Annotated in this window: 15 protein-coding genes and 2 pseudogenes; 2 read left to right on the plus strand and 15 right to left on the minus strand. The window is 55.3% G+C overall.

Features of this window, described 5'->3' with window-relative positions; genetic code table 11:
• Nucleotides 1-6: 6 nt before the first annotated feature.
• The 13 genes and pseudogenes from KJ869_00070 to KJ869_00130 all read right to left on the minus strand — a co-directional run bounded on the left by KJ869_00070 (nt 7) and on the right by KJ869_00130 (nt 21,325).
• A complete protein-coding gene (locus tag KJ869_00070; GenBank protein MBU1575587.1) occupies nt 7-879 on the minus strand; it encodes a hypothetical protein in 873 nt (290 codons plus the stop codon).
• The gene (locus KJ869_00075) at nt 876-1,643 is read right to left on the minus strand and encodes an ABC transporter permease (GenBank protein MBU1575588.1); all 768 of its coding nucleotides are present in this window, start codon (nt 1,641-1,643) and stop codon (nt 876-878) included. Before KJ869_00075 ends, KJ869_00070 begins: the two co-directional genes overlap by 4 nt.
• Nucleotides 1,640-2,581 carry an ABC transporter ATP-binding protein gene (locus tag KJ869_00080; protein MBU1575589.1) on the minus strand — a complete coding sequence of 314 codons (942 nt, stop codon included), beginning with the start codon at nt 2,579-2,581 and terminating at the stop codon, nt 1,640-1,642. Before KJ869_00080 ends, KJ869_00075 begins: the two co-directional genes overlap by 4 nt.
• A 454-nt stretch (nt 2,582-3,035) precedes the next feature.
• Entirely contained in the window at nt 3,036-3,593 is a 558-nt protein-coding gene (locus KJ869_00085; protein ID MBU1575590.1) for a prepilin-type N-terminal cleavage/methylation domain-containing protein, read from the minus strand.
• 875 nt (nt 3,594-4,468) lie between these two features.
• Nucleotides 4,469-4,561: pseudogene (locus KJ869_00090) on the minus strand (prepilin-type N-terminal cleavage/methylation domain-containing protein).
• Between the two features lie 436 nt (nt 4,562-4,997).
• Complete coding sequence (locus KJ869_00095; protein MBU1575591.1) at nt 4,998-7,172, minus strand: sigma 54-interacting transcriptional regulator; 2,175 nt, start codon at nt 7,170-7,172, stop codon at nt 4,998-5,000.
• Nucleotides 7,173-7,192: 20 nt separating this feature from the next.
• Nucleotides 7,193-8,404: a type II secretion system F family protein gene (locus KJ869_00100; GenBank protein ID MBU1575592.1), complete on the minus strand. Its 1,212-nt coding sequence runs from the start codon at nt 8,402-8,404 to the stop codon at nt 7,193-7,195.
• 60 nt (nt 8,405-8,464) lie between these two features.
• Complete coding sequence (locus KJ869_00105) at nt 8,465-9,535, minus strand: type IV pilus twitching motility protein PilT (GenBank protein MBU1575593.1); 1,071 nt, start codon at nt 9,533-9,535, stop codon at nt 8,465-8,467.
• A gap of 346 nt (nt 9,536-9,881) precedes the next feature.
• Nucleotides 9,882-11,641: pseudogene (gene tadA, locus KJ869_00110) on the minus strand (Flp pilus assembly complex ATPase component TadA).
• 35 nt (nt 11,642-11,676) lie between these two features.
• On the minus strand, nt 11,677-13,404 hold the full coding sequence (gene tadA, locus KJ869_00115; protein MBU1575594.1) for a Flp pilus assembly complex ATPase component TadA: 1,728 nt from the start codon (nt 13,402-13,404) through the stop codon (nt 11,677-11,679).
• 35 nt (nt 13,405-13,439) lie between these two features.
• Nucleotides 13,440-15,134: a type IV-A pilus assembly ATPase PilB gene (gene pilB, locus KJ869_00120; protein MBU1575595.1), complete on the minus strand. Its 1,695-nt coding sequence runs from the start codon at nt 15,132-15,134 to the stop codon at nt 13,440-13,442.
• Between the two features lie 79 nt (nt 15,135-15,213).
• Nucleotides 15,214-15,636 carry a helix-hairpin-helix domain-containing protein gene (locus KJ869_00125; protein ID MBU1575596.1) on the minus strand — a complete coding sequence of 141 codons (423 nt, stop codon included), beginning with the start codon at nt 15,634-15,636 and terminating at the stop codon, nt 15,214-15,216.
• A gap of 19 nt (nt 15,637-15,655) precedes the next feature.
• Entirely contained in the window at nt 15,656-21,325 is a 5,670-nt protein-coding gene (locus tag KJ869_00130; protein ID MBU1575597.1) for a hypothetical protein, read from the minus strand.
• Between the two features lie 83 nt (nt 21,326-21,408).
• On the opposite strand from KJ869_00130, the gene KJ869_00135 reads away from it, so the two are divergent.
• Nucleotides 21,409-22,641, plus strand: coding sequence for an LptF/LptG family permease (locus tag KJ869_00135; GenBank protein MBU1575598.1), 1,233 nt, complete (start codon nt 21,409-21,411; stop codon nt 22,639-22,641).
• Entirely contained in the window at nt 22,619-23,707 is a 1,089-nt protein-coding gene (gene lptG, locus KJ869_00140; GenBank protein ID MBU1575599.1) for an LPS export ABC transporter permease LptG, read from the plus strand. The genes KJ869_00135 and lptG overlap by 23 nt, the downstream gene beginning before the upstream one ends.
• A 247-nt stretch (nt 23,708-23,954) precedes the next feature.
• Here the strand turns inward: lptG and ahcY are convergent, their stop codons facing one another.
• Nucleotides 23,955-25,211 carry an adenosylhomocysteinase gene (ahcY, locus tag KJ869_00145; protein MBU1575600.1) on the minus strand — a complete coding sequence of 419 codons (1,257 nt, stop codon included), beginning with the start codon at nt 25,209-25,211 and terminating at the stop codon, nt 23,955-23,957.
• A gap of 13 nt (nt 25,212-25,224) precedes the next feature.
• Nucleotides 25,225-25,884: methionine adenosyltransferase (gene metK, locus KJ869_00150; GenBank protein MBU1575601.1), on the minus strand; the 660-nt coding region annotated here is incomplete at its 5' end.

The raw sequence follows: 25,884 nt of genomic DNA on the forward strand, positions 1-25,884 counted from the left end.
ACTGATCTATTTGCCGAATTTTCTTAAATGTTCGTCCCGGGTGGTGTTCCTCACCCTGCTTTTCTCCCGGTCCCAATAGTATTTTCCGCCGAATGTGTCCAATGTGATGGGGCCGGTCAAGCCCGCCGAGATCAGCTCCTCCAGGTTTTCCGGCCAGCGGCCCGCCTGCCGACGGTATTTTTCCGCCAGCAACTGGAGGCGGTCCATCTCCTCCTCCAGCCGGATCTTGTCAAGATAGGTCTGGGCGATATCTTTCTCTTTTTGGGTGGGGCTGGTATCGTAAAGCTGCTGCCACATCATTTTGGAGGTCTGCAGGTGGCCCTGTTTTTTTGATATGAAAGCGGCATAGCGCAATGCCCCTGCCCAGGCATTTGGGAGCCTGGAGGCCTGGACGAACTCATCAACGGCCTCATCGCCGCGTTTAAGGAAGATATACAGGATGAAGCCCTTCATGTACGGGAATTCCCACCGGTCCGGGTTGTTGCGCTTGGCCTTGTCCAGCAGTTTCAGGGGATTGATGGTGTCCCCGGCGTCATGGGCCAGCAGCAGCGAGCCGAAGGTATACGGATATAAAAACTTGGGGTCCAGGTCGGTCAGGTTGTCGGTGATGGGATACAGGTATTCGTAGTTCTGGTCCGAACGCATATGGAAGGCGTAATACTGGATCATCCTCAGCCACAGGTAGTCGGCCATCATCAGCTCGTTGCCGGCCGACAGCAGTTTGACTATTTTGGGCGAGGGGAAATACAGCAGTTCCCGGACGGATTTTTCGCTGCTCAAGTACCTTTGGTCAAAACTGAGCTGAACCGCGATGAAACCCACCGCCAGCACTGCCAGGCACAGCAGGGTAATGATAATATTTCTTGCCCGGTATTTCATTTCAGGTCTTTGCGTTCCAGTATAATGGAAGCCACGGTCAAGGTAAACGCGACGTAAAATACCGCATAGGCCAGCATCAGCCAGAGCTTGGCATGATCCACTGGAAGGTTGTATATGGATTCCGTCCGGAAATTGAAATTCTGCAGATTGGGAATGACGTAGGAGACGGCTTTGGCGGCGATTTTAAGCAGATCTCCCGGCATCCGGTCGGCAAAGAGCCTCAGCTGGTCGGCCGATGTCCCGGCGATGTAGACACAAAAGGTGAAGACGGCGCTTAAGGCCGGGGAGGCCAGGGTGGAGAAAAGCATGGCCACCGCCGTGATCACTGTCAACTGTCCGAACAGGCCGGCTATGGTCAAAAAGAAAAGCCCGTCCGGCTTGCCGCCCATCAACGCCAGGGTCAATACCAACGTGGCGCCCATTATCAGGAAGGCCAGAAGAAGCGTGGCCATCAACCCGAAATATTTCCCCACCAGCAGTTCCCATCTCTTAACCGGCTTGGCCACCAGCACGTAGATGGTCCGCTTGTCCATCTCCTTGAACAACATGGCAGTCCCGCTAACCACCGCAATCAGCAGGCCGAACAAGGCGATGGCGCCGAAACCAAAATCCTTTAAGATCCGGATCTCCTGCCCCACCGACAAAGAGATCACCAGCCGGGAGCCGGGAAGGACTATCAGGGCAAATACGATAAGCCCGTACAGTATCCGGTCCCGGACCGATTCCCGGAAGGTGTTGACGGCTATGGTAAGGATCCTTCTCATTGTCCGGCCTCCTTTGCAGTGCGCACCTGCCGGGTGAAATAGCTCTCCAAATTCTCCCGCTGGGGAGAAACCGACACTATGGAACCGCCGGCTTGCATTATTTTCTTCAATGCCGGGTCAAGGGCATCAGGCCCCTCCAGCCGGATTATCAGCTGCCCGGCCACTTTCTCGACCTTGGCATCATTAAGGGCAAAGCCCTCCGGCAGGTTCTGGGCCACCACCTCCACCCAGCTGACCGAATCCTTTAGCAGCTCGGGCAGGGTGCCCACCCGGTGCATCCGTCCGCCCACGATGATCCCCACCCGGTCGCACAGGGCCTCGGCATCGGGCAGGATGTGCGAGCTGAAGAAGATGGTCTTGCCCTGTTTCTTCAGCTCCAGCATCAGGTCCTTGACCTCCTTGCGGCCCAGCGGGTCCAGGCCGGAGACCGGCTCGTCCCAAACCAAAAACTCCGGATCGTTGACCAGTGACTGGGCGATGCCGGTCCTCTGCAGCATGCCCTTGGAGCACTTGCGCAGGGGCAGGCCGGCCGCCCGGGTCATCCCCACCAGCTCCAGCAGTTCATCGGTCTTGGCTTTGGCCTTTTTGCCGGTGATGCCGAACAGCGCGGCGCAGAACCGGATGAACTCGCCAACCGTCAGATAATCGTAAAAGTACGGGTTCTCCGGCAGAAAGCCGATCCGCTTCTTCACCTCCTGAGATTTCTCCAGGATGTCGTGCCCCATTATCCGGGCGGTGCCGGAGCTGGGCCGGATGATGCCCATCAGGGCCTTGATGGTGGTGGTCTTTCCGGCCCCGTTGGGGCCCAGAAATCCGAAGATCTCGCCGGGCTTTACCTCCAGGGATATCCGATCCAAAATGGTCTTGGACTTGGGGGAGAAATGCTCCCAGTCGGTAAAGCGCTTGGTAAGGCGGTCTATTTCCAGAATGTTTTCCATAGGAATAATTTATCGGTTGTTATTTAATTTATCTTTTTACGCTCACCGTTGATGACAGAGTACCCGCGTCATTGCGAGAAGCATTTGTTGACTGGCTGGCGAAGCAATCCATGTTGGTAGTGGATCGCTTCATTTGTATTATGAATGCCTAATTCGCGATGACATGACAAAACCCGCGTCATTGCGAGAAGCATTTGTTGACTGGCTGGCGAAGCAATCCATGATAGTGGTGTTATGAATGCCCAATTCGCGATGACATGACAAAACCCGCGTCATTGCGAGAAGCCTTTGTTGACTGGCTGGCGAAGCAATCCATGATAGTGGTGTTATGAATGCCTAATTCGCGATGACTTTATTGAGCATTGCATTATTATACCCCGCCCGGGCCGTTTTGTCATGAAACCGGATTAAAAAAGACGGGTGCGAACACCCGTCTTTTTATAAAGCCCGTGATTTACTGACCGGACTGGACCGGATTGGGCAGGGTGGTCTTGACGCCGCAGCCGAAAATGACATACATGGTGGCGTTGCCAAGGGCGGCAGCAGCGCCGGTATTGTCGGCCGAGGAGTAATCAACGCTTCCCTGGTCCAAAGGTGCAGCAGCAGCCGGGACAATCGTCACCGGGGGCACCGGTGGGACGGCGATGGCGGCGGGGCCCGAGGCAAAAGCCCAACCTATGGTCTTGTCAACCGGGTTCCGCAGGTTATTGGGCAGCAGATTGCCGGGCAGGGCGACTGTGGCTCCGGCCACGCCGGCCACCATCACTAAGTTGGCCGGGACGTTAGGGTTGGTGGCAGCCACTGTTTGGAGGAAGTCCTGGGGATACAGTCCCTCGGTCTGGGTGGAGAAGTCCTCGACGGCCAGCTGGATGGTATGCATGTTGGCCTTGACGGAACCTTCCTTGGCCCGGTCCTGCATGCTCATGAAGTTCGGGATGGCGATGGCCGCCAGGATGCCGATGATGACCACCACGATCATCAACTCGATCAGGGTAAAGCCTTTGTTGTTCATTTGTTCTCCTTTTATGTTACTGGTTGGTTGGTTTTGGATTCTATACTGATATAATATACCTACAATTTCTATGCCAAATTTCTATATTGTTATTAATGAAAGAGTTAAAGAGTACCCCTGTTATTTATATTTAATGAATCATGCCATATATTATCGCAGAATGCAATACTATCGCAAAAACATTTAAATGCTTATCCTGTTAGCTCAGGAAGTTTCATCCTGACAAAGTTGAAAATATTCAGCGTTTTTGACTGCAAAACAAAAGGGTGAGTCAGGCCCGTCCCGCATCGTAGTGCGGGATAAACTCCAGCGGGAATCCAGCCCTGGACACCCGTCTTCACGGGTGTGACACGAACCATTTGTATTCAATTGGCAAGTAAGGTTTTATCTTGATCCCGACAGTTATTTTCCTGAATCAATGGGATAGTCATTTACATTTAATTAGCGCTTCCGCCCAATATGACATTTGACAAAGGCGCTGTTTTGCCAAATCCGCATATCGCATATCCTTTTGCCCCCGGACTGGTGCCATTGTTCAAGTTGCCGCCACCATCGTAACTGCTATAATACACCACCCCGCTGTTGGCTGCGGCCGGCGGGCCGCCGGGAAGGTTATCCAGGGAAAAGGCTCCAACTTGGAACGGGTTGGCAAACCCGGCATGGGGGTTTATCAGCGCCGCCGCCGGGAATGGCGGCACCCTGACTCCCTCGGCAATGGACTGGTCAGTCCCCCCGGGGAATACTGCCGAGATCCTGATTTCCAGGTTGTCCGGGTACCAACCGTCGGCCGCGGCCGCGAAGCCCTCCACCACTAATTGCATGGTGTGCATGTTTGCTTTGCATGAGGCCTCCTGGGCCCTGGTCTTCATGCTCAAAAAATTGGGGATCGCAACGGCCGCCAGAATGCCGATGATGACCACCACGATCATCAGCTCTATCAGGGTGAATCCTTTCTGCCAGGATTTTATTCCTCGGTTTTGAGCCATATCATTTCCTTGCTAATTGTTATGCTGGTAATATAAGCAATTGCCATGCCTAAAGTCGGGAGGCGGGCCCAAGCTGGCCTTGATCGCGTTCGCTGAATTTTGGCGCACAGTCATCGCGAGGTATTCAAGCATGATAAACAAACGAAGCAATCCATTTTATTTAGATTGCTTCATAAGCACCAGATACAGCCAACATCGCAATGACCTGCGTTCTGTCACCCTTGAGAATAGCGTCCTGCTTGCCAGATTGGTCTTTGCGGTTAAAACAGATCCGTTAAATCTGCGAAAATCAGCGTCCTATTAAGTTCTGGATTCCCTCTTTCGAGGGAATGACAATGAGAACGAATAGATTGCTTCATAAGTATCAAATACAGCCAACCTCGCAATGACTGTTATTGCCATACTGACTACCCTGCTTTTATTCATCCGTAATATTATAACTTTTCAATTTACGGTACAGCGTGGCGTAATGTATGCCCAGCTTTTTTGCCGCCAGGGATTTATTATTATTGCATTCGGCCAATACCCTGAGAATGGTCTGCTTCTCCTTATCCTTCAAATTGCCTATATCAGTCGCTTCAGGCAACGGCGCCTTTTTACTTTCGGGCCATGGATTCAACACCTCATCCGGCAGGCTGTTTTTTTCGATCACCGGCCCGGGCTCCAGGATGATGGCCCGCTCCAGGACATTCTCCAATTCCCTGACATTGCCGGGCCAATTGTATTGCATCAAAGCATCCCTGGTTGCGGCTGACAGCAGTTTTACCGGAAGGTTCTGCTTCCGGCAGTAATTGTCAATGATCTCATCGGCCAGCAGCAGCACGTCGTCCTTTCTGTCCCTCAGCGGCGGGATGGTTATCTGAATGACGTTGAGCCGGTAGAACAGGTCCATCCTGAACTTATTATTTTCCACCGCCTTTGCCAGGTCGCAGTTGGTGGCCGAGATCACCCTGACATCCACCTTGATGGGACGGGTGCCGCCCACCGGCACGATCTCCCGTTCCTGCAGGACCCGCAGCAGCTTCACCTGGATGGCCGGGGAAGTCTCGGATACCTCGTCCAGGAAAAAAGTGCCGCCGGAAGCCACCCTGAACAGGCCGTCCTTGTCGCGCATCGCCCCAGTGAACGATCCCTTGACGTGGCCGAACAGTTCCGATTCCAGCAGGGCCTCCGGCAAAGCAGCGCAGTTGATGCTGACGAATGGTCCCTTACCCCGGCCGCTCAGGCGGTGAAGCTCCCGGGCCAGCAGTTCCTTGCCGGTGCCGGACTCCCCGCTGACCAGCACCGTGCTGTCGGTGGGGGCCACCTGCTGGACCATATTCATGACCTCGACGAAGTTCGGCGACCGGCCTATTATCCGGCTGTCGTATTCCCGGCCGGTCTGTTCGGTCTTACTGGCCCCGGGGATCTCGATATGAGCAAACCTGGCAAAGTCATCGATGGTCTTGCGGATGTACTCGGTCTTCTGCCTTACCTGGGATATCTTGGCGATGACAACCGGGTCCACTTCATTTTCCCTCATCAGTTCGGAGATGGTGGCGTTTATCTCGGAAAGATAGGGGTGCAGCAGTTTCAGCAGCGATTTGGTCAGTTCCTTGGAGGTCTCCAACTGTTCCATCTCGATCAGCCGGTTCTCCAGCGATTTGACCGTGCTCAGATCCTGAAAGATGGCGATGATCCCCTCCAGTTTTCCCTGGCTGCCATAAACCGAGGTGGTGCTGACCCCCACCGGAATGCCCTCCTCCCGGCCCCGCGATATCTTAATCTCCATCCGCTGGGAGCGGTTTTCCGTCAGGGCATTCTCCGGGTTTAATACGCTCCCCAAAGATTCCAGGCCCTCGACGGCTATCTGGGAAACATTGCGGCCGATGATATCATTTTTTCCCAGCCCCAGTATTTGCAGGCCGGCGAGGTTGCAGTATACGATCTGTCCTTTTTCATTAATGGTAAGCAGGCCGCTGCCCATCTTCTCCAGGATATCGCCGGTGGAGAGCTTGAATTCCTCCAGGGCCCGGGTGGTGTCCTCCAGCTGCCGGCCTTTCAACCTCAGCCTTTCGGCCAGATAACCGGAGAAGGCCGCCACCAGATAGAAGCAGATGGCATAGAGGTATCCCCGGAAAACAAATTCGGTAGTAAAGGCGGTCACAAAATCCTGGTCCCGGCCTAGCAGCAGGCCGGTCCTCAGGCTGTGGTAATCGAGATAGATCAAAAAAGCCAGTGTCAGGCTGGTTAAGGTGGCGGTAAAAATTGCCCCCTTGGCAAAACGGACATTGGCAGCAGCCATAATGGCTATGAAGAACAGAAGAGTGAAGGGGTTCTCCGCCCCGCCGGTCCGCTGGATGAAGACGGCTATCCAGCCGACGTCCAGCACCATTTGCAGGTAGTCCCACCACTGGCTCGGCCTTTTATGGTTAAGATACCTGCCCAGGATGGTGAACAGCAGGAAGAATACCGTCAGGGAGATGATCACCAAAAAAGAAAGGGGAAGCGCCCCCAGTGTATTCAACACCAAAGCGCTTCCCGTCATCAATGCCACTATTATTACCCGGCCCCACAGCACCATCGGATTATCCTTCAGGAATGTTGATTCCATGATATTTCAAGCGGCAAAAATTAGTTGCCGCCCATCAGGGCCGAGGTCATGCTGAAGATAGGCAGGTACATGGCGACCACCATGCCGCCGATGCCCAGGCCCAGCACCACCATTATTATCGGCTCCATGGCCGCGGTCAGGCCCTCCACCGCCCCGTCCACCTCCTCGTCGTAGAAGTCGGCGATTTTGTTGAGCATCTCGTCCAGGCCGCCGGTGGCCTCGCCCACCGCGATCATCTGCACCACCATGGGCGGGAATATCTTCATGGTCTTCAAGGGGGCCGAAATGGTCTCGCCGCCGCCGATGGACTTGCGGGCCGACATGATGGCGTCCTGCACCACCCGGTTGCCGGCGGTCTTGGCGGTGATCTCCAGGGCGTCCAGAATGGCCACGCCGCTGGCTAAAAGAGTACCCAAGGTACGGGCGAAACGGGCCACGGCCGATTTCTGCTGGAGACCGCCCAGGATGGGTATTTTAAGCATCAGGGTGTCCAGATACAACTGCCCCTTGTCGGTCTTGTACCACCTCTGAAGGGTAATGATGGCGGCAGTTACCACGATTATAATGAGAACGATGTATTTCTGCAGGAACTTGGACAGCGCCACCACGAACAGGGTGGGGGCCGGCAGCCTGGCGCCCATCTCGGCGAACATCTTTTCAAAGATGGGGATCACGAAGATCAGCAGTACCGCCGCGGCTCCCACCGCCACGGAGGTCAGGATCACCGGCATGATCATGGCCCTTTTGACCTTGGACACCAGGGCCTCGGCCTTCTCCAGGTAGATCGCCAGGCGCATCAGGATGTTGTCCAGGATACCGCCGGCCTCGCCGGCCGCCGCCATATTGATATACAGTTCGCTGAACACGTGTTTCTGACGATTTAAAGCCTCGGCCAGAGTGGAGCCGCCCTCCACATCGGCCTTGATGGTCTCCAGCACCTTCTTGAAGGTGGGGTTCTCTTGCTGCTGGGACTGGATCTCCAGGCAGGAAACCAGCGGCAGGCCGGCGTTGATCATGGTGGCAAACTGCCTGGTGAAGATCGACAGGTCCTTGTTGCTTACCTTGGGCTGCAGAAAACTGAGTTTGAGTTCCTTGGGCTTGACCCGCACCGAGGACACTATTATATTTTTCTTGCGCAACGCCTCGATGACTGCGCCTTCGCTTTCGGCAGTCAGCTCTCCGGAGACCAAACCGGCTTTGGAATCGCGCCCTTTCCAGAGATATAGTGGCATCTTTATTGCTCCTTGTAAATATTAATTTTTCTCAATAAAGGAATTATAGTATTAGGTTTATCACACTACGGCCTGGCGTTTCTTGATCATCTGGTCCAGTTCCTCCACATTGGATGTATAGTCGAAGGCGGTGTCCAGGGAGATCTTCTTCTCCAGAAACAGGTTCATCAGCGACTGGTTCATGGTCTGCATGCCGTATTTCTGCCCGGCCTGCATCGAAGAATATATCTGGTGGACCTTGTCGTCGCGGATCAGGGCTTTGATGGCCGGGGTGCAGACCATGATCTCCAGGCACAGGGCCCGGCCGCCCCGCATCATGGGGATCAGCTGCTGGGTAATCACCCCCTCCAGCACGAAAGCCAGCTGGGCCCGTACCTGGGACTGCTGGTAGGGCGGAAAGACGTCTACTATTCGGTGGATGGATTCGGCGGCCGAATTGGTGTGCAGGGTGGCCAGGGTCAGATGGCCGGTCTCGGAGATGTGCAGGGCCGACTCGACGGTCTCCAGGTCCCGCATCTCGCCCACCAGCACCACGTCGGGATCCTGTCTCAGGGCGTATTTCAGGGCGTTCTTGAAACTCTTGGTGTCCGACTCCAGCTCCCGCTGGTTGATGATGCATTTTTTATGATGATGGATGTACTCGATGGGGTCCTCGACGGTGATGATGTGCCCCCTCCGTTCGCTGTTAATCTTGTCGATCATGGTGGCCAGGGTGGTGGATTTGCCCGAGCCGGTGGGCCCGGTGACCAGCACCAGCCCCTTGGGTTTGTCGGCCAGGGCAGCGCAGATGGGCGGCAGGCCCAGGGCCTGGAAGGAGCGGATCTCCCAGGGGATCACCCGCATGGCCATGGCCACGCAGCCCCTCTGCAGGAAGATGTTGCCCCGGAAGCGGGAGAGCCCCTGAATGCCGATGGACAGGTCCAGTTCCCGCTCGGTCTCAAAACGTTTCTTCTGGGTGTCCTTCAGGATGCTATAAGCCAGCTGTTCGGTCATCTGGGGAGTGAGCGGCTCGTGGGAGGTCTGCGTAAGTTCGCCGTCCACCCGGATCACCGGAGGGATGCCCACCGTCAGGTGCAGGTCGGTCCCCTTCTTCTGGATCATCTCCTCTAAGAGTTGGGTAAGAGTCAACATGCTTTGCCCATCCTTATTTTATATTCATTTTACCGCCGAGAGAGAGAAAAACTTTGTTGTTAACCCAGTCAGTATATTTGTTGCATTCTCTTGCCACTTTCAAACAATCCAAATGTGTAGCGACCCTAATTATTGCTTTGATTACATTGATTAACGGTGATTACACGGTTGGAAATCGGTGTAATCAGAGAAAATCCGTGCAATCTATTTGTTGCCCCCATTAATATTTGGAAATTTGGAATCAATTCCTTAAGGTTTTATGTTTTTGATCTTTTATTTTTGATCCATTCGAAAGCAAAACAATTTTGCTAATCTCAGGACAAGTTTTTGATTTTTGATCTTTAACCTATCCCTCGGCGGTCTCGCGGAACATCTCCTCCACCGTGGTCAGGCCCTGCTTGACCTTGCCCCAGGCGTCCATCCGCAGGGTCAGCATGCCCTGCTCCACCGCCTTGGTCCTAATAGAGGTCACCGCCTCCCGGTTCAGTATCTGGTCCCTGATTTCGGGAGAGATGGGCATCACCTCGTAGAGACCCACCCGGCCCTTGTATCCGGTATTGTTGCAGATGGGGCAGCCCTTGCCCTTGTAATGGTAACCCCGGCCACCTCCTCGGCGTTGAACCCCATGTCGATCAGGGACTGGGGATTGATCTGGAATGGCTCCTTGCAAGCCTTGCATATCCGGCGGACCAGGCGCTGGGCCTGGATCAGCACGGTCGAGGAGGCCACCAAAAACGGTTCGATCCCCATGTCGATCAGACGGCTGACCGACGACGGGGCATCGTTGGTATGCAGGGTGGACAGCACCAGATGTCCGGTCAGGGCGGCCTTGACCGCAACGGCGGCGGTGGGACCGTCGCGGATCTCGCCCAGCATGATGATGTTGGGAGCCTGCCGCAGCATGGCCCTAAGGGCCATGTCAAAGGTAAAGCCGATGCCCAGCTCGGCCTGAACCTGATTGACCCCTTTCAGGTTATATTCGATGGGATCCTCCACCGTCAGGATGTGCCTGTCCGGCGTGTTCAGCTGGGAAAGAGCGGAATACAGGGTGGTGGTCTTTCCCGAACCGGTGGGGCCGGTAATCAGGACTATGCCGTAGGGGGCATGGATGGCTTTCATGAAATTCTTCAGGGCCAGCTCGGTAAAACCGAAGTTGGCCAGGTCCAGCGTCAGGGATCCGGCATCCAGGATACGCATCACCACCTTCTCCCCGAACAATACCGGCAGGGTGGACACCCGGAGGTCTATCTTCTTGTTGAGCACCTTGATGGCGATCCGGCCGTCCTGAGGCTTGCGGCGCTCGGTGACGTCCAGCTTGGCCATGATCTTGATACGGGAGACCAGCGGGGCCTTCATCCGCATGGGCGGCTCCATCAGGGTCTGCAACACGCCGTCCTGCCTTAATCTGATCCTGAAGACCTTCTCATAGGGCTCCACATGGATGTCCGAGGCCCCCCGGCGGACCGCCTCGGTCATGATGTAGTTGACCATTTTGACCACCGGGGTGGAGGAGCCGGCCTGCTGGGCGTCGGCCAGATCCTCGTCCTGCTCTTCATCCACCATCTCCATCTCGATGTCGTCCCCCAGCCCCTCCAGGGCCGAGTCCTCAGGCAGGCTCTCGATGGCCTCGTCCTTAATCTGGCTCATCTGGCCGCCGGATGCGATTACCTGAACATCCTTGCCCAGCGGATAGTGCTGTTCCAGAAGCTTCTTGACAGCCGAATAGCCGGCCACCACCGGCTTGACATCCAGGCCGGTGAGAAATTTGATGTCCTCCAGAGCAAAAATATCGGAGGGATCGATCATGGCCAGAGTCAGAGCCCGGCCCAGGCGTTTTATCGGGATCACCATGAATTTATTGGCGATGTCCGGCCGGATCAGCTTTATCACCGCCGGCTCCACCTGGAAATTGCTCAGGTCCATGGCCGGGACATTGAACTGCCGGGACATGAACTGCATGGCCACATTCTCGGTGACCATCCCCATCCGGACCATGGTGGCAGCCAGCGGCTCGTTGTTGCTCTTCTGCTCCAGGGTTGCCTGGTCGTACTGGGACTTGGTCAGGAGCCCCATTTTCAAAAGCATGTCGGCAATATTTTGCGGCATAAATAAATAATCTATCTTTAAATATTAAATTTTCTTTAATCTGCGACGGCCACGGTTTCCTTGATGACCTCTTCAATGGTGGTTATCCCGTTTCGGACCTTAAGGATGCCATCCATCCGCAGGGTGGCCATCCCTTCTTTCACGGCCTGGGCCTCGATCTTGAAGGTGGGGGCCCGTTCCAGTATCAGGTCCCTGATAGCCGGGCTGACTGGCAGAATCTCGGCCAGGCCGATCCGGCCCTTATATCCGGTATTGCGGCACTCCGAACAGCCCCGCCCCCGGAAGGCGGTGAATCCGGCTATATCCACCTTGCTGCCCAGGAATTCACGCAGCATCTTTTCCTCCGGCTTATACTGCTCCTTGCAGTAGGAGCATATCTTGCGGACCAGCCGCTGAGATTCCACCAGCAGCAGCGAAGAGGAGATCATGAAAGGCTCCACCCCCATGTCCACCAGCCGGGTAATGGTCAACGAGGCGCTGTTGGTATGGACGGTGGACAGCACCAGATGGCCGGTGAGCGAGGACCGGATGGCAATCTCGGCCGTCTGCCGGTCGCGGATCTCTCCCACCATGATGATGTTGGGATCCTGCCTCAAGAAGGCCTTGAGAGCGGCGGTAAAAGTGGTGCCGCCTTCCTCGCGCACCGCCACCTGATTGACCCCCATAAGACTGTACTCCACCGGCTCCTCGGCGGTCATGATATTGGTGTCCGGATGGTTGATGGACTCCAGGCAGGCATACATGGTGGTGGTCTTCCCGGAGCCGGTGGGCCCGGTGACCAGCACGATCCCAAAGGGCGTCTGGATCGCCTTCAGCAGGAACTTCAGCGGCTCCGGCTCGAACCCCAGGGTGGGCAGGTCGAATGACACCGCGCTGCGGTCCAGAATACGCAGGGCTACCTTCTCCCCGAAGGCGGTGGGGATGATGGATACCCGGATGTCTATCGGCTTTCCCTGGATGTTCATCCGCAGACGGCCGTCCTGGGGAAAACGCTTTTCCTCGATTTTTAATTTGGAGATGATCTTTATCCGGGCCGCGATGGAGCTCTTCATCCGCAGGGGGGGCGACATCACTTCGTGCAGCACGCCGTAGACCGACATCCGGACCCGGATCTCCTTCTCATAGGGCTCGATGTGGATGTCGGTGGCATTGCGCTTGACCGCCTCGGCTATCAGGCCGTTAACCAGCTTGGCCGCCGGGCTGCTCTCGATGGCCGCGGCCATCTCCGAGGCGGAATCGCCGCCCTCCTCCTGCTGCTCCTCCAGTATCTCCAGATCTCCGGCATCCCCGTCGCCATCGGCCTCATCCATGGCCTTCATCACATCCTCCAGCATCCCGGCCGACCCGTATTGCTTGTCGATGGCCGACCAGATGGCGGCCTCGGAGGCTATCACCGGGCGGACCTCAAAACCGGTGGAGAATTTTATGTCCTCCATGGCCAGGATGTCGTTGGGATTGACCATGGCCACTGTCACGCTCCGGCCCAGGCGCGACAGGGGGACCAGCCCGTATTTCTGGGCTATATGAGCCGGTATCAATTTGAGAACGGGCTCGTCGATTTTATAATCGTTCAGGTTGACCGAGGGGACATTGAATTGCTTGCTCAAGAAAGCCACCACTTCGTCCTCGGTGACAAAGCCCATTTTGACCAGCAGGGAGCCCAGCCTCTGGCCCGAGGTCTGCTGTTCTTTAAGGGCCTGCTCCAACTGCTCCGGGCTGATCATTCCGGCCTTGAGGAGCATATCGCCAACTTTTAACGCCATGTCATGTCTTATTTAAAGTTTTGATGTTGTGATTATCAATCCGAGGCTGTCTCCACGATGGCCGCCTCCATGGTGGTGATGCCTTTTCTGACCTTATCCAGGGCGTCATCCCGCAGGGTCTTCATCCCCATCTTGACCGCCATATCCCTGATCTCATCGGTGGAGGCCCGGGATACTATCAGCCTTCTTATCTCAGGGCCAATCGACATGATCTCGAACACCCCTACCCGGCCTTTGTAGCCGGTATTGTTGCACTCTAAGCAGCCCTTGCCCTTGAACAGCTCCACTCCCTGGAAGCTGGCGGGATCGACCCCCATTTTGAGCATCTCCTCCGGCGATATTTTTTCCGGCTCTTTGCATTTTGTGCATATCCGCCTGACCAGGCGTTGGGCCTCGATCAGGTTTATCGTGGCGGCTATCAGGAACGGCGGGATCTCCATATCCAGCAGGCGGTTCAGCGAACTGGGGGCGTCGTTGGTATGCAGGGTAGACAATACCAAATGTCCGGTCATGGCCGCGGTCATGGCTATTTCTCCGGTCTCCCGGTCCCGGATCTCCCCCACCAGAACTATATTGGGATCCTGTCGTAAAAAGGCTTTTAAGGCCTTGGCAAAAGTGTAGCCGATTTCGGGCCTAACGTTCACCTGGTTAATGCCGACGATGTCGTATTCCACCGGATCTTCAGCGGTGACGATGTTGACGCTGGGCTTGTTCAAACGGGAGATGCCGGAATAAAGAGTGCGGGTTTTTCCGGAGCCGGTGGGCCCGGTGACTAATATCATTCCGGTGGGCCGGGCCAGGGCTTTCAGGAAATCGTCCAGGGCCTTGCCCTCGATGCCCAGCTGGGTCAGGTCGCCGCCCAGGCCGCTCTGCTCTAAAATCCGGATGACGATCTTTTCCCCGTATTTTATTGGCATGGTGGAAACTCTCATATCCACCGTCCTATCGGATAATTTAACGGAAAAGCGACCGTCCTGGGGAAGGCGGCGTTCTGTTAAATTAAGTTTGGAAAGAACCTTGATGCGCGAGGCCAATGCCGCCGAGATCCGGCGGGGCGGAGACATGGTCTCCTGCAGGACCCCGTCTATGCGGTAGCGCACCCTGAGGATTTTTTCGTAGGGCTCTATATGAATGTCCGACGCCCCGCGCTTGATGGCGTCGATGACAATGCTGTTGACTAATTTCACCACCGGGGTGGATTCGATATCCGCCTGGCTGGCCACCTCCTCAATATCCTTGTCCACCAGCTCCATGTCCTCGGCGGCGATCTCCTGCTCCACCGATTTCAAGGCCGCGGCCCGGGTGGTGCTGCCGTAATATTTGTCCAAAGCCTTCTCCAGCGAGGTCTCGGCGCATACCACCGGTTTGACCTCCATCCCGGTGAGAAAAGAGATTTGCTCCATGATGAACACATCGGCGGCATTGGACATGGCCAGAAACAGGGTCCGCCCGGTCTTTTTGATCGGCATCACCTGGAATTTCTGGGCTATTTCCGGGGGGATAAGTTTCAGGACCAGGGGATCCAGTTCGGCGGTGGAAAGATTCACCGTAGGAAGGTTGAGTTGCTTGCCCAGGAATTGAGTGATGGCATCTTCGGTCATAAACCCAAGCTTTATCAGGCTGGAGCCCAGCTTGGCTCCGGAGCTTTTTTGCTCGGCCAAGGCCTTGTCCAACTGATCTTTGCTGATCAGGCCGGACTGCACCAGCATGTCGCCTAATTTCAAACCCATAGCATCTCCCTCAATTTGAAATACTATAGCATATGCAAGTTGCAAATGTCAAGCAATTTGTCTTTTAACTTGATGGCCCTTAATGGTCTACAAATACATGCTCCCGGAGCCGGTTGAATTTTTTATGGCCGATGCCTTTGACCTTCATAAGGTCCTCGACTTTTCGGAAATCTCCGGATTCCTTCCTGAAATCAATAATTTTCTTGGCCATCGCCGGGCCGATGGCCGGAAGTTTCTCCAGGTCCCGAGGCCCGGCCCGGTTGAGGTCTATCTTTTCGGCCGGAATCTTTTTGACAGGCCATTGATTTTTTGCCGCAGCTTCTGGGCCTGCCGGAAATGACCCCGGCCGTTCGATGACCTGGGGCAATTCCGGCCCGCCGTATTTAAGCTCCGGAGCAGAGACCGGATGTCTTTTCTTGTAGAGCAGCACGGCATTGCCCAGCGCCAAGGCCACAATAAAAAAAATTATAACCTTTTTTTCATCCGGTGTTAACCCAAACATCTTTCCCACCAATCAAGCGTTAAAACTTGATCTCCACCGAGGCATTGAAGGCCGTCCGGGTGCGGTCATTGTTCTTGGCTATCTTGTCCCTGGTGAAGCTGAAGTCAACTGAGGCCGACCCGGTGATGCTCCGGGTGAAATTATAGCTGGCGCTGGGCGACATGGCAAATTCGTGGACCAGCGAAGTGTAGCCCAGTTCGGTTATCTTTTCGTAAGCGGTCTCGGTGAGCAGCTGTTGCAGGGCGGAGATCTCCCCTTCCGGGATCTCATTCCTGGCGCCAATGATGGAATAGCTGAACTGCGATTGCAGGCTGAGCTCGCTGTTGAATTTTATGCGCTTTTTGCCCAGCTTCCACAGGTTAAGCTTGAAACCCTTGGGGGCGCTGAATGAGTACGAAACGGAACTGCTGGTTTTAAAAGTCTGGTTGTAAGTGTCCCGCCCCTGGCCGATAACATCGTCGTTCTTCTGGCTGCTGTAATCAAAGGCAAGGTTGGTGCTGATGCTTTTCTTCCATCTCGCGGACATCGAAAGTATCGGGCTGAAATTATTCCTGGTGGCGATCCTTACCAGCGGCTTCTGGTTCTCCCAGGTCTTGTCGATCGTCCGGCTGTAAGAGGATGTCAGGCTGGCGCCGGTCATGGCCTTTTTCCACAGGCCCCATCTCTCCAGGCCGGCCAGGGTGGCCCTCAGCTCCGGCCAGGTGACGCTGCGGGTAGAGTTCCGGGCATCACCCACGATGATGGTATCATCGCTGCGGCGAAGGGAAAGACTCAGCGACAGCCTCATCAGATCCAGGCTGGTGCCCAGGGAGTATGTGTTGCGGATGGTATTGCGGTCGGTATTGGCCTGGAAATACCTGGGGATATCCGTGACCTGCTGCTTCAGACCGAACTGGTATAACATATCGGGACGCCTCATCAGCAGGTTCGAGGCCTGGCTGGAGTTATCGCGGCTGAAGGAAGCCTGCACCCCTCCCAGTTTGTTGAACAGATAATCAATCTTTGTCACCAGCCATCTAGGGCTTCCCACCTCGGCCGAATCGTCCTTGGCCTTGTTGCGTAAACCGGTTACTTTGGCCAGCCATTTACCCACATCAAGGTTGCCGTTCAGAGACAGGCTGTTGGAATTGCTGACGTTCAGCAGGTGGAAGGTGTCCACGATGCTGGGCTTGGCAGCCAGGCTGTGGCCCTCGTTGTATTGGGTGGAAAAGGCCAGACTGGGCTTGATGACCTTCAGCCAGTTAAGAGTGGTGCTGTAGTTCACCTTTTGGGAACGGGATATCTCGGACCCCAGGTCGAACTTTCTGGCCCATTCCCCCTGAAAGAACCGGTCCTTCAAATTCCGGGCGGTGTTGAAGGAGTAACTCAGGGAATTCATCAACTGCCATGAGAGATCGCCCTGGCCGCTTCGGGTATCTCCACTGCCGTTATTGTTCTCCACTCCGGTAAGCTTGTCCCAATACCATCTCTTAACCTGGTTGCGGGACCAACCTAGGCCGAAAGAGCTGGGCAGATAATAGAATTGCAATCCCGGCCAGGTTTTAAAGGATTTTTTTTCTCCGGAGCTCCAGCCGTAGCCCAAACTCAGACCGCTGGAGGTGGTGCTGTCCGATGTCGTCCGGCTGTCGGAGACGCTGCGGCTCCAATTGAACCGGGGTGAGATCCGGTCGATGGTAAGGTTGGTCAGCCACCATTGGGTCATCTTCTTGGAGAAGGAAACATCAAACCCGGCATTCTGGGAGAAGGCCATCTGGGCCCGGCTCTCCTCCTCGGTAAGCCTGATATCGTCAGCCCCGTATTCACTATACTGCTGGGATTCGCCGTATCTAAAGCCGATGGGAAGGGTCAGCCCCAGCCGATCCAGATACAATTTATGGGCATTGAAACTGCCGCTCAGGCTGTAATTTATACTCTTAACCCCGCTCCCAGTGCCGCTGGAATTGACCCCGTACCAGTGGCTGCCGGTCTTGTTGTATGAAGCATTGAGCGATAAAAGATCGGCAAAGTTGATCGCCACGCTGGAGGTGATGGCGGTGCCCCGGTCCCGGCGGACATCGTCCAACCGCAGTTCGTCGAACCAGACCTCATCGCTGAATATCCTGCCGGTATCGTCATTGAAAACGCACAATTCGATACTGTTTAGGCTGATCAGACTGGGATTCCCTTTCAGGGAATAGTTGCCGCTGGTCCTTATCTTATTTGTGGTATCCGTCGGGAACGGCAGCTTTTTCAGGTCGCTGAAGGTTAGAACATCCATGATCATTTCCTGCCAGCCGGAAGACAACCCTTGCTTGTATTGATAGTAACTGTTCGGGTCATTGCCGATCAGCCGCAGGCCGAACGATTTCTTAACATGGGTGGTGTCGTTGCTGTGGGCCCATATCTTCAGGGTTTTATACCCGGTGTAATTGTTCTCCTTATCCCGCAGTATTTTTCCGGCTGTGACATAATGCCCGGAGCGCAGGCTGTCGATATTTAAGCACAGGCTCTGCTCGAACTCCACCCTCCCCTGGTCGTCCTTCTGTTCGGTATTGGGGGGCAGGGTATAATCGGAATTATCCCGGTTGTTTTTTACCTCTATGGTAAACTTTTCGGAGGGATCGACGGCATCGAGGGTATCGCTCGAAAACACACCCTCCTCCTGCCAGCGGTTGCCGCTGACCTCTATCATGGCTATCTCAAAAGCGGTGCTGGCCGGACAGCTGTCCACCCAGATCCGGGCATACTGAATGGAACTCCAGCCCAGCTGTGGGCCCACCGGTTGGACGGTATCCAGCAGGGCCGACAGCTGGTGCCAGCCGTATTGGTTGGCCTGGCTTTGAGAGAGGTCGAAGCGGAAGCTGTAATAATTATTACCCAGCTGGGGCACATCCAGAGAATCCAGGCCGTTCATTTTAAGGTCCTCGGTGTCGTAGTAACCGTTGCGCTCGGTCCCGTTTATTTTGCTGTAGTCCGGTTTATTTATGTCAACGACATAATCATCGGTCCCGTCGTCGCCCGATGAAGCTAAATAAGTGCTGTCATTCCCCTTTACCCGATCCATACCGATGTCGGTATGATCGGTATATACCGGCTCCCGGTTGAGGTTCAGCGGTTCGCAATCCACTTTCCCGTTTGGAGGATGCAAACCCTTCTTGGTCCACCAAACCTGATCCTCGTCAATGTTCCGGCCAATGTCTATGTGAACGATCCCTTTCCCGTTTAAGCCCCTTATCCAGAGGTTCAGCAGTTTGCTCTGGCTTAAGTCCAGCCCGGTTTTGCTTAACAGCTGGGTAACCCCGGCCCAGGAGTTCAGAGTGTCCTGATGTCCGGCTTCATACCTCAAGAACAATGTCCTGATGGTTTCGTTCCTCTGGGTCTCATCGGTAATTGCGGGATTGATCTCCTTCATGGTGACCTGGGTGGTGGGGTTGTACCAATAAAATGTTCTGGCCAGTAATGTATCGGCCCTGATCAGATTGGTATCGGCCTTAGTCGGAGGGACGCTGGAGCGCACCCAGGCCGAGCGGCTCAGGTTGAATTCGTCGGACACCTTGCTGCCGTCCATATCGTCAATGTACACCTGGCCCTTGGTATTGGGGTTGGGAAAGTTGCCGGCGATCTCGCCGGTCAGCTTAAAGTTGGATGGGGCCTCGGTCTCCACCAGCGGCAGGGCATTGGTCCAGCTGGTAAGGAAATCGGGGGCGGCCTGGAAGCTTCCGTCCAGACCGGCCACGATTATCCGGCGGGGCTCCTCGCCCAGCCGGGGCTTTTCATCCGGGGTCTGCTCGCTGCGATACAGCCAGGTGCCGCCCAGCTGCCCGCTATCCCCGAATTTGTAGATGCCCCTTAGGCCGGCCAGGGTCTTGGATCCCAAAGCAAACGCTGGCAGGTATTGATACTCTATGTTAAGGGCGGCGTTGCTGTTCTGTAATTCGTTTTTGACCCGGTCGTTAAAGGTGACGGTGCCCATATCGTAGTCCACCGTATATTCGCTGGATGAGACCGGAGATCCGTTCAAGGTGACACTGACCGTTCCCTCCAGCAGGCGCCCCGGGGCATTCAGGGCATACATTGCCACTGTGGATTTGTAGGTGATTATAAAGCGGTATTTGGCGGAATAATTGGTCAAATTCTTCACCCGGTAAATATCAGGGCAGCTATCCGGCAAAGCCGAATCCAGAAAAGGCATATCTTGAGGGAAGAAGAAATAGCCCTCCTCCTGATTTATATAATTATCATACAGAGCCCCGGCATTCTCCCAGCGCAGAAGCTCCAGGAATGTTTTCTGGCTGTCAGGATCATTCTCCAACCATTCATTTTCTTTGCGGTATTGCAGTTTTATGGTCAGGGTGGAAAAATCAATGCCCCGTCCGTTTAACGAATAATAATTTCGCTTTTCGTAGTTCCAGCAATAGCCGTTAATGGTATCGGCGGGCTGGCAGTTGGCCGGCTTCACCAGCATCAGGGTATCCGAATTATCGAAATCATGCTTGCTGGGATAATAGCTGCCATTTTTGGTCTTATAGGCCACCCCCAGCACCGATTGGTCATACATGCCGTTGGTCAGAATTATCCGCCCGGTGATGGGATCGTCCAGGATGAAATCGGTGATCTCGGTCTTGGCATCCATCCTGGTCTGCTCGTAAAGAGTGTCCCAGGGGATCCCCTTAAAATCCCTCCAACTCCTGTCTTTTAGGCGATGAGGGGCAGCCGTGTTCGGAGTATACTCATTCCCGATGAATACTTTTATGGCCTCAATAGCATCGCCCCCCGCCAACCCGCCGGGGATGATCTCATATACCGTATACTGCATGAATTCATTGTCCAAATGGGTGACAGAAGACGCTACGTTCGAGCCGGAGAAGGAGCTGGTCTGACTCTGGCCCTCGTCCTTGCTGGCGATGGCCGTCAGCTCGAAGCCCCCCAGCCGGGCCACCCCCTTAAGCCCGAACAGGCCCTTGTGAACCGTGGTCAGCCCGCCCACCAGAGAGGAGCCGCTTAAGGAAAATTCGGTGTCCCCGGCCTCCAGGCTCTGCAGGATCTCGTCCTCCTTGCCTTCATACCGCAGGCGGACCTTGCTGCGCTTGTCAGGATCGGCCTCGCTATCGTAATCTATCAGCACATGCACCCGGTCGCCGATCACCCCCTCCAGGTTCACCCGTTGCTCCTGCTTGATGTTTATCTTGTTGTCATCGGTGGTGGCATTGGCATCCAGGTCCCGGCCGATCTGGTTATAAGTGGTCCGGTCGTATCCGGCGGTTATCTTCTGGTTGCCGCTGACCTTTATCTGGGCCCCGGAGCCGAAGGCCTTGCCCAGCCCCGGGATGGGTATCTGGATATCGGGGATCAGCCCCTCCCCGGTCCTCTCCTGGGGCGGTTTTGACAAAAATGCATAATTATTCCTTGACCAGGCGCTGTCCGTTCCCTCAATTCGCAATTTCTCCAAAAAGGCGCTCAAGCTGTAATACCTGATCCCGAAGGTCTGCTGGGAAACAAGCTCCTGCTCTATCATCAGCCCCAGCCGGTAGTCTATGCTGTAGCTGTTGGTCCGGGCGTTTTTCCGGAAGTTTTCAGCATTGTAATCCGCCGTGATATCCTCCAATGGCCCGAATTCCTGGGCCTGTCCATTCCCGGCGATGGTCAGCGCCAACGCCGCCAGGATGACAGCCAAAGATAGCGGATATATTTTGGATTTTCTATGGAGCATATGGTTAGTTTATCACAGCTTATGTTTCAACTTCAATAAAAATTCTTGCTTTTTCTGCAAATACCGTATAACATTATATGTCTATGAAGATAATCGACCGGTATCTTATAAAGGGCCATGCCCTTCCGTTTTTTCTGGCCCTGACTGTGCTGACCTTCGTTCTGCTGATGGACCGGCTGTTCGAGCTTATCAATATGATCATCCAGAAAAAAGTGCCGATCCTGATCGTCAGCAAGGTATTCTTCCTGAGCCTCCCCTACATGCTGACCATGACCATCCCCATGGCGGTGCTGGTGGCAGTGATCATGACTTACGGGCGGCTGGCCCAGGACAACGAACTGACGGCCATAAAATCCAGCGGGACCCCCTTTATCAGGCTTATCATCGCTCCCTTTCTGGCCGGGATCATCCTGACCGCCGGGCTGTATTTCTTCAACGATCGCCTGATGCCCGAGACCAACCATATGGTCAAGAACCTGCTGATGGACATCTCCGAGACCAAGCCCACCCTGCAGCTCAAGGAGAACATCTTCATTACCGATTTCCCCGATTACAATATCCTGATCCGGCGGATCGATCCCAAGACCTCGGAGCTGGGCAATGTCACCATCTACGAACAGAAGGGAAACTCCCAGCCCCGGACCATCCTGGCATCCAAGGGGCGGCTGATGGTAACCCCCCAGGCCGCCTCGCTGAGGCTGGAACTGATGGACGGGGAGATCCACCAGCTGGACCCCGAGGACAAGACCCGCTACCACCGGATCAGTTTCAAAAAACATATTTTATATCTGCCGATGGACCCCCAGATCCAGCATCAGGTGCGGACCTACCGCAGCGACCGGGAGATGTCCTCGGGCATGATGCAGCAGGTGATCGCCAATATCCGGAAGGAACTGAAGCCCCTGCAGGCCCAGCTGGCCGACAGCTCCAGTCTCCCGCCCCCCCGTTTGAGCCAGTTGTCCTCGGAGGTCCACAACCGCATATTGGAGATCCGGCGCTACCAGGTGGAGATCCAGAAAAAGATGGCCATCCCGGCGGCCTGCCTGGTGTTCATCCTGATCGGGGCCCCCCTGGGAATCATCACCCGCAAGGGCAACCTGGGGGTCAGCTTCGGGCTGTCGCTGGGTTTCTTTGTCCTGTATTATATAGCCCTGATCGGCGGCGAGGAGCTGGCCGACCGGCAGATCCTTTCCCCGGTGCTGGCCATGTGGGCCGCCAACATGGTGCTGGGAGCCTGCGGCCTGATCCTGCTGTTCTGGAAGAATTATGAATTCAGCTTTAAAAAGAACCGTTATGCCGATAAAAATACTGGATAAATACCTCTCCCGGGAATTCCTGAAATCGCTGATCTTTTCGCAGACCGCCTTCGTGCTGATCTTCGTTCTGGTGGATATCTTCGAAAAGCTGGACATGTTCATCGATAACCGGGCGCCCTATCATCTGGTGGCCTTGTTTTACATCTATCAGATACCGTATATAATGATCCTGACCCTGCCGGTGGCCATGCTGCTGGCCAGTATGGCCACTATCAGTCAGATGGCCCGCCACCACGAGATCGTGGCCATGAAAGCCGCCGGGATGAGCCTCTACCGGATATTCGCCCCCCTGTTCATATTGGGCCTGCTGATAAGCCTTGCGGTGATGGCTGTCAGCGAAACTATCGTCCCGTTCACCAACCAGAAAAAAGGCAATCTGGAAAGGATCCGGATAAGGAAGCAGATATCCCAGGAGCCCAAGATCAGATTCAACCTGCTATACGACGGCAGTGACGGCCGCCAGTTTTTTATTAAAAGATACAATGTGGAAAAAGCGGTGATGGATTCGGTGTCCATATTCCAGGTCGACCAGCAGAACCGGATATTGCAACGGGTGGACGCGGCCAGAGGGACCTGGGCCGGAGACGCCTGGCTGCTGGAGAAAGTCATAATCCGGAAGTTCCGTCCGGACGGGACGGAACTTTCCGACAGCCTCCCGCAATTAAAACTCACCGGCTATGAGGAGGTCCCGGCATCGTTTTCCAAACGCGAACTGCTGCCCGATGAGATGGGTTTCTTTGAACTGCGCCAGTTCATTGACCGTTTAAAGAGGTCCGGAAATAAGGTTCAACAATCGGTGGTGGACCTGTATCTCAAGTTATCATTCCCCTTCGCCAATTTCATCATCCTGCTGTTCGGCCTTCCCCTGCTGTCCAATTCGCGCAAAGGCAGCACGGCCTCGGGCTTTGCCATATCGTTGTTGACCTGCTTTGTTTTTTGGGGATTGCTGCAGACCGGACGGGCCCTGGGGCACAACGCGACGCTTTCGCCCATCCTGGCAGCCTGGCTGCCCAATATTATATTCGGGGCCATAGGAGCCTTCCTGCTCTACCGGGCTCCCAAATAAAAAGACCGATCGTTTTCCAGCAATAACCACCGCCCCCGGACAATCAATTGTCATGGGGGTCCAGACTAAAATTTTTCTGGTGGTTACCGCTTACGTTGATCGGTCGTTAAATATGCTCCGACGTGTTTTTCATGGAATGCCTGACAGGCTCCGGCCTGTCAGGCATTTTGCTTGAATGGTAACAAAAGGGATCCCAAAAAAGTTAAATCTCGTTAACCCTGTCTAAATGGTTTCCGGCCTGCCCGTTTTAGGTTCCCATCTCCCAGGAGGCCAGGTATTTCTTCTGCTCGACGGTCAGGGCATCCAGCTTGGTGCCCATGGCCTGCAGTTTGATCTGGGCGATCTTATTGTCCAGCTCCACCGGCAGGGCGTAGACCTTTTTATCCATGCCCTTGCCCTTCTTGACCAGCATCTCCGCCGCCAGGGCCTGGTTGGCAAAGCTCATGTCCATTACGCTGGCCGGGTGCCCCTCGGCAGCCGCCAGGTTTATAAGCCGGCCCTCGCCCAGGATGATGACCTTCCGCCCATTCTTGAGGGTGTACTCCTCCACGAATTCACGGGTGGTCCTGACCGATTTGGATATTTTTTTAAGGCCGTCAATGTCCAGCTCAACATTGAAGTGGCCGGAATTGCAGACGATGGCTCCGTCCTTCATGTCCTTGAAATGCTCCGGCCGGACCACGTTGATGTTGCCGGTAACTGTCACGAAGACATCGCCGATCTTGGCCGCTTGGGCCATGGGCATTATCCGGAAGCCGTCCATAATAGCCTCCAGCCCCTTGACCGAATCTATCTCGGTGATGATCACGTTGGAGCCCATTCCCCTGGCCCTCATGGCCAGGCCCCGGCCGCACCAGCCGTAGCCGGCCACCACCACGGTGGATCCGGCCAGCAGGATATTGGTGGCCCGGATGATGCCGTCCAGGGTGCTCTGCCCGGTGCCGTAGCGGTTGTCGAACATGTATTTGGTCTGGGAATCGTTGACCGCAATCACCGGGAAGGCCAGGGTCCCGGCCTTCTGCATGCTGCGCAGGCGGATGACTCCGGTGGTGGTCTCCTCGGTGCTGCCGATGATGTTTTTGATAAGATCCTTACGGGTGGTGTGCAGGGTGGAGACCAGGTCGGCCCCGTCGTCCATGGTGATATGGGGCCGCTGATCCAGGGCCTGGTTGATGTGCTTGTAATAGAGCTTATTGTCCTCGCCCTTCACCGAGAAGGTCTGGATGCCATAATCCTTAACCAGCGAAGCGGCCACGTCGTCCTGGGTGGACAGCGGGTTGGAGGCGCACAGCCGGAGCTCCGCCCCGCCGGCCTTCAGGGTGCGCATCAGGTTGGCGGTCTCGGCGGTGACATGCAGGCAGGCCGAGATCTTGTACCCCTTGAGCGGCTTGTCTTTTTCGAATCTGGTGCGGATGGTCTGCAGCACCGGCATGTATTTGTCGGCCCACTCTATCCGGTTCTTGCCCTTGGCTGCCAGTTTGATGTCCTTGATATCGTAATTCATTTATTTCTCCTAATTATTTTTTGGCTGCGGATTTCAGTTTGTCGGATACGTCGGTCTTCTCCCAGGGGAAGCCCTCCTCCTCCCGGCCGAAATGACCGTAGGCGGCGGTTTTACGGTAGATGGGCTGGCGCAGTTTGAGCATGGTGATGATCCCGTGGGGGGTCAGGTCAAAGTACTGCCGGATAAGCTTGGTCAGTTTGGCGTCCTCCACCTTGCCGGTGCCGTAGGTATCCACCATGATGGACACCGGCTCGGCCACTCCGATGGCATAGGCCAGCTGGATCTCGCAGCGGTCGGCCAGGCCGGCAGCCACGATATTCTTGGCGATGTACCTGGCGGCGTAGGCCGCGCTGCGGTCCACCTTGGTGGGATCCTTGCCGGAGAAGCAGCCGCCGCCGTGGCGTCCGATGCCTCCGTAGGTGTCGACGATGATCTTTCGTCCGGTCAGTCCGGTGTCGCCCTGGGGCCCGCCGATCACGAACCGGCCGGTGGGATTGACCATGATCTTGGTCCGATCGTCCATCATCTTGCTGTCCACCACCCGGTTAATGACATGCTTGATGATATCCCGCTTGACCTTGTCCTCGGAGACATTGGCGTCATGCTGGGTGGAGACCACGATGGTGTCCACCCTCTTGGGCACGCCGTTGACGTATTCGATGGTCACCTGGGA

The sequence above is a fragment of the Candidatus Edwardsbacteria bacterium genome (genome assembly GCA_018821925.1).
In the GTDB taxonomy this organism is placed as follows: domain Bacteria; phylum Edwardsbacteria; class AC1; order AC1; family EtOH8; genus UBA2226.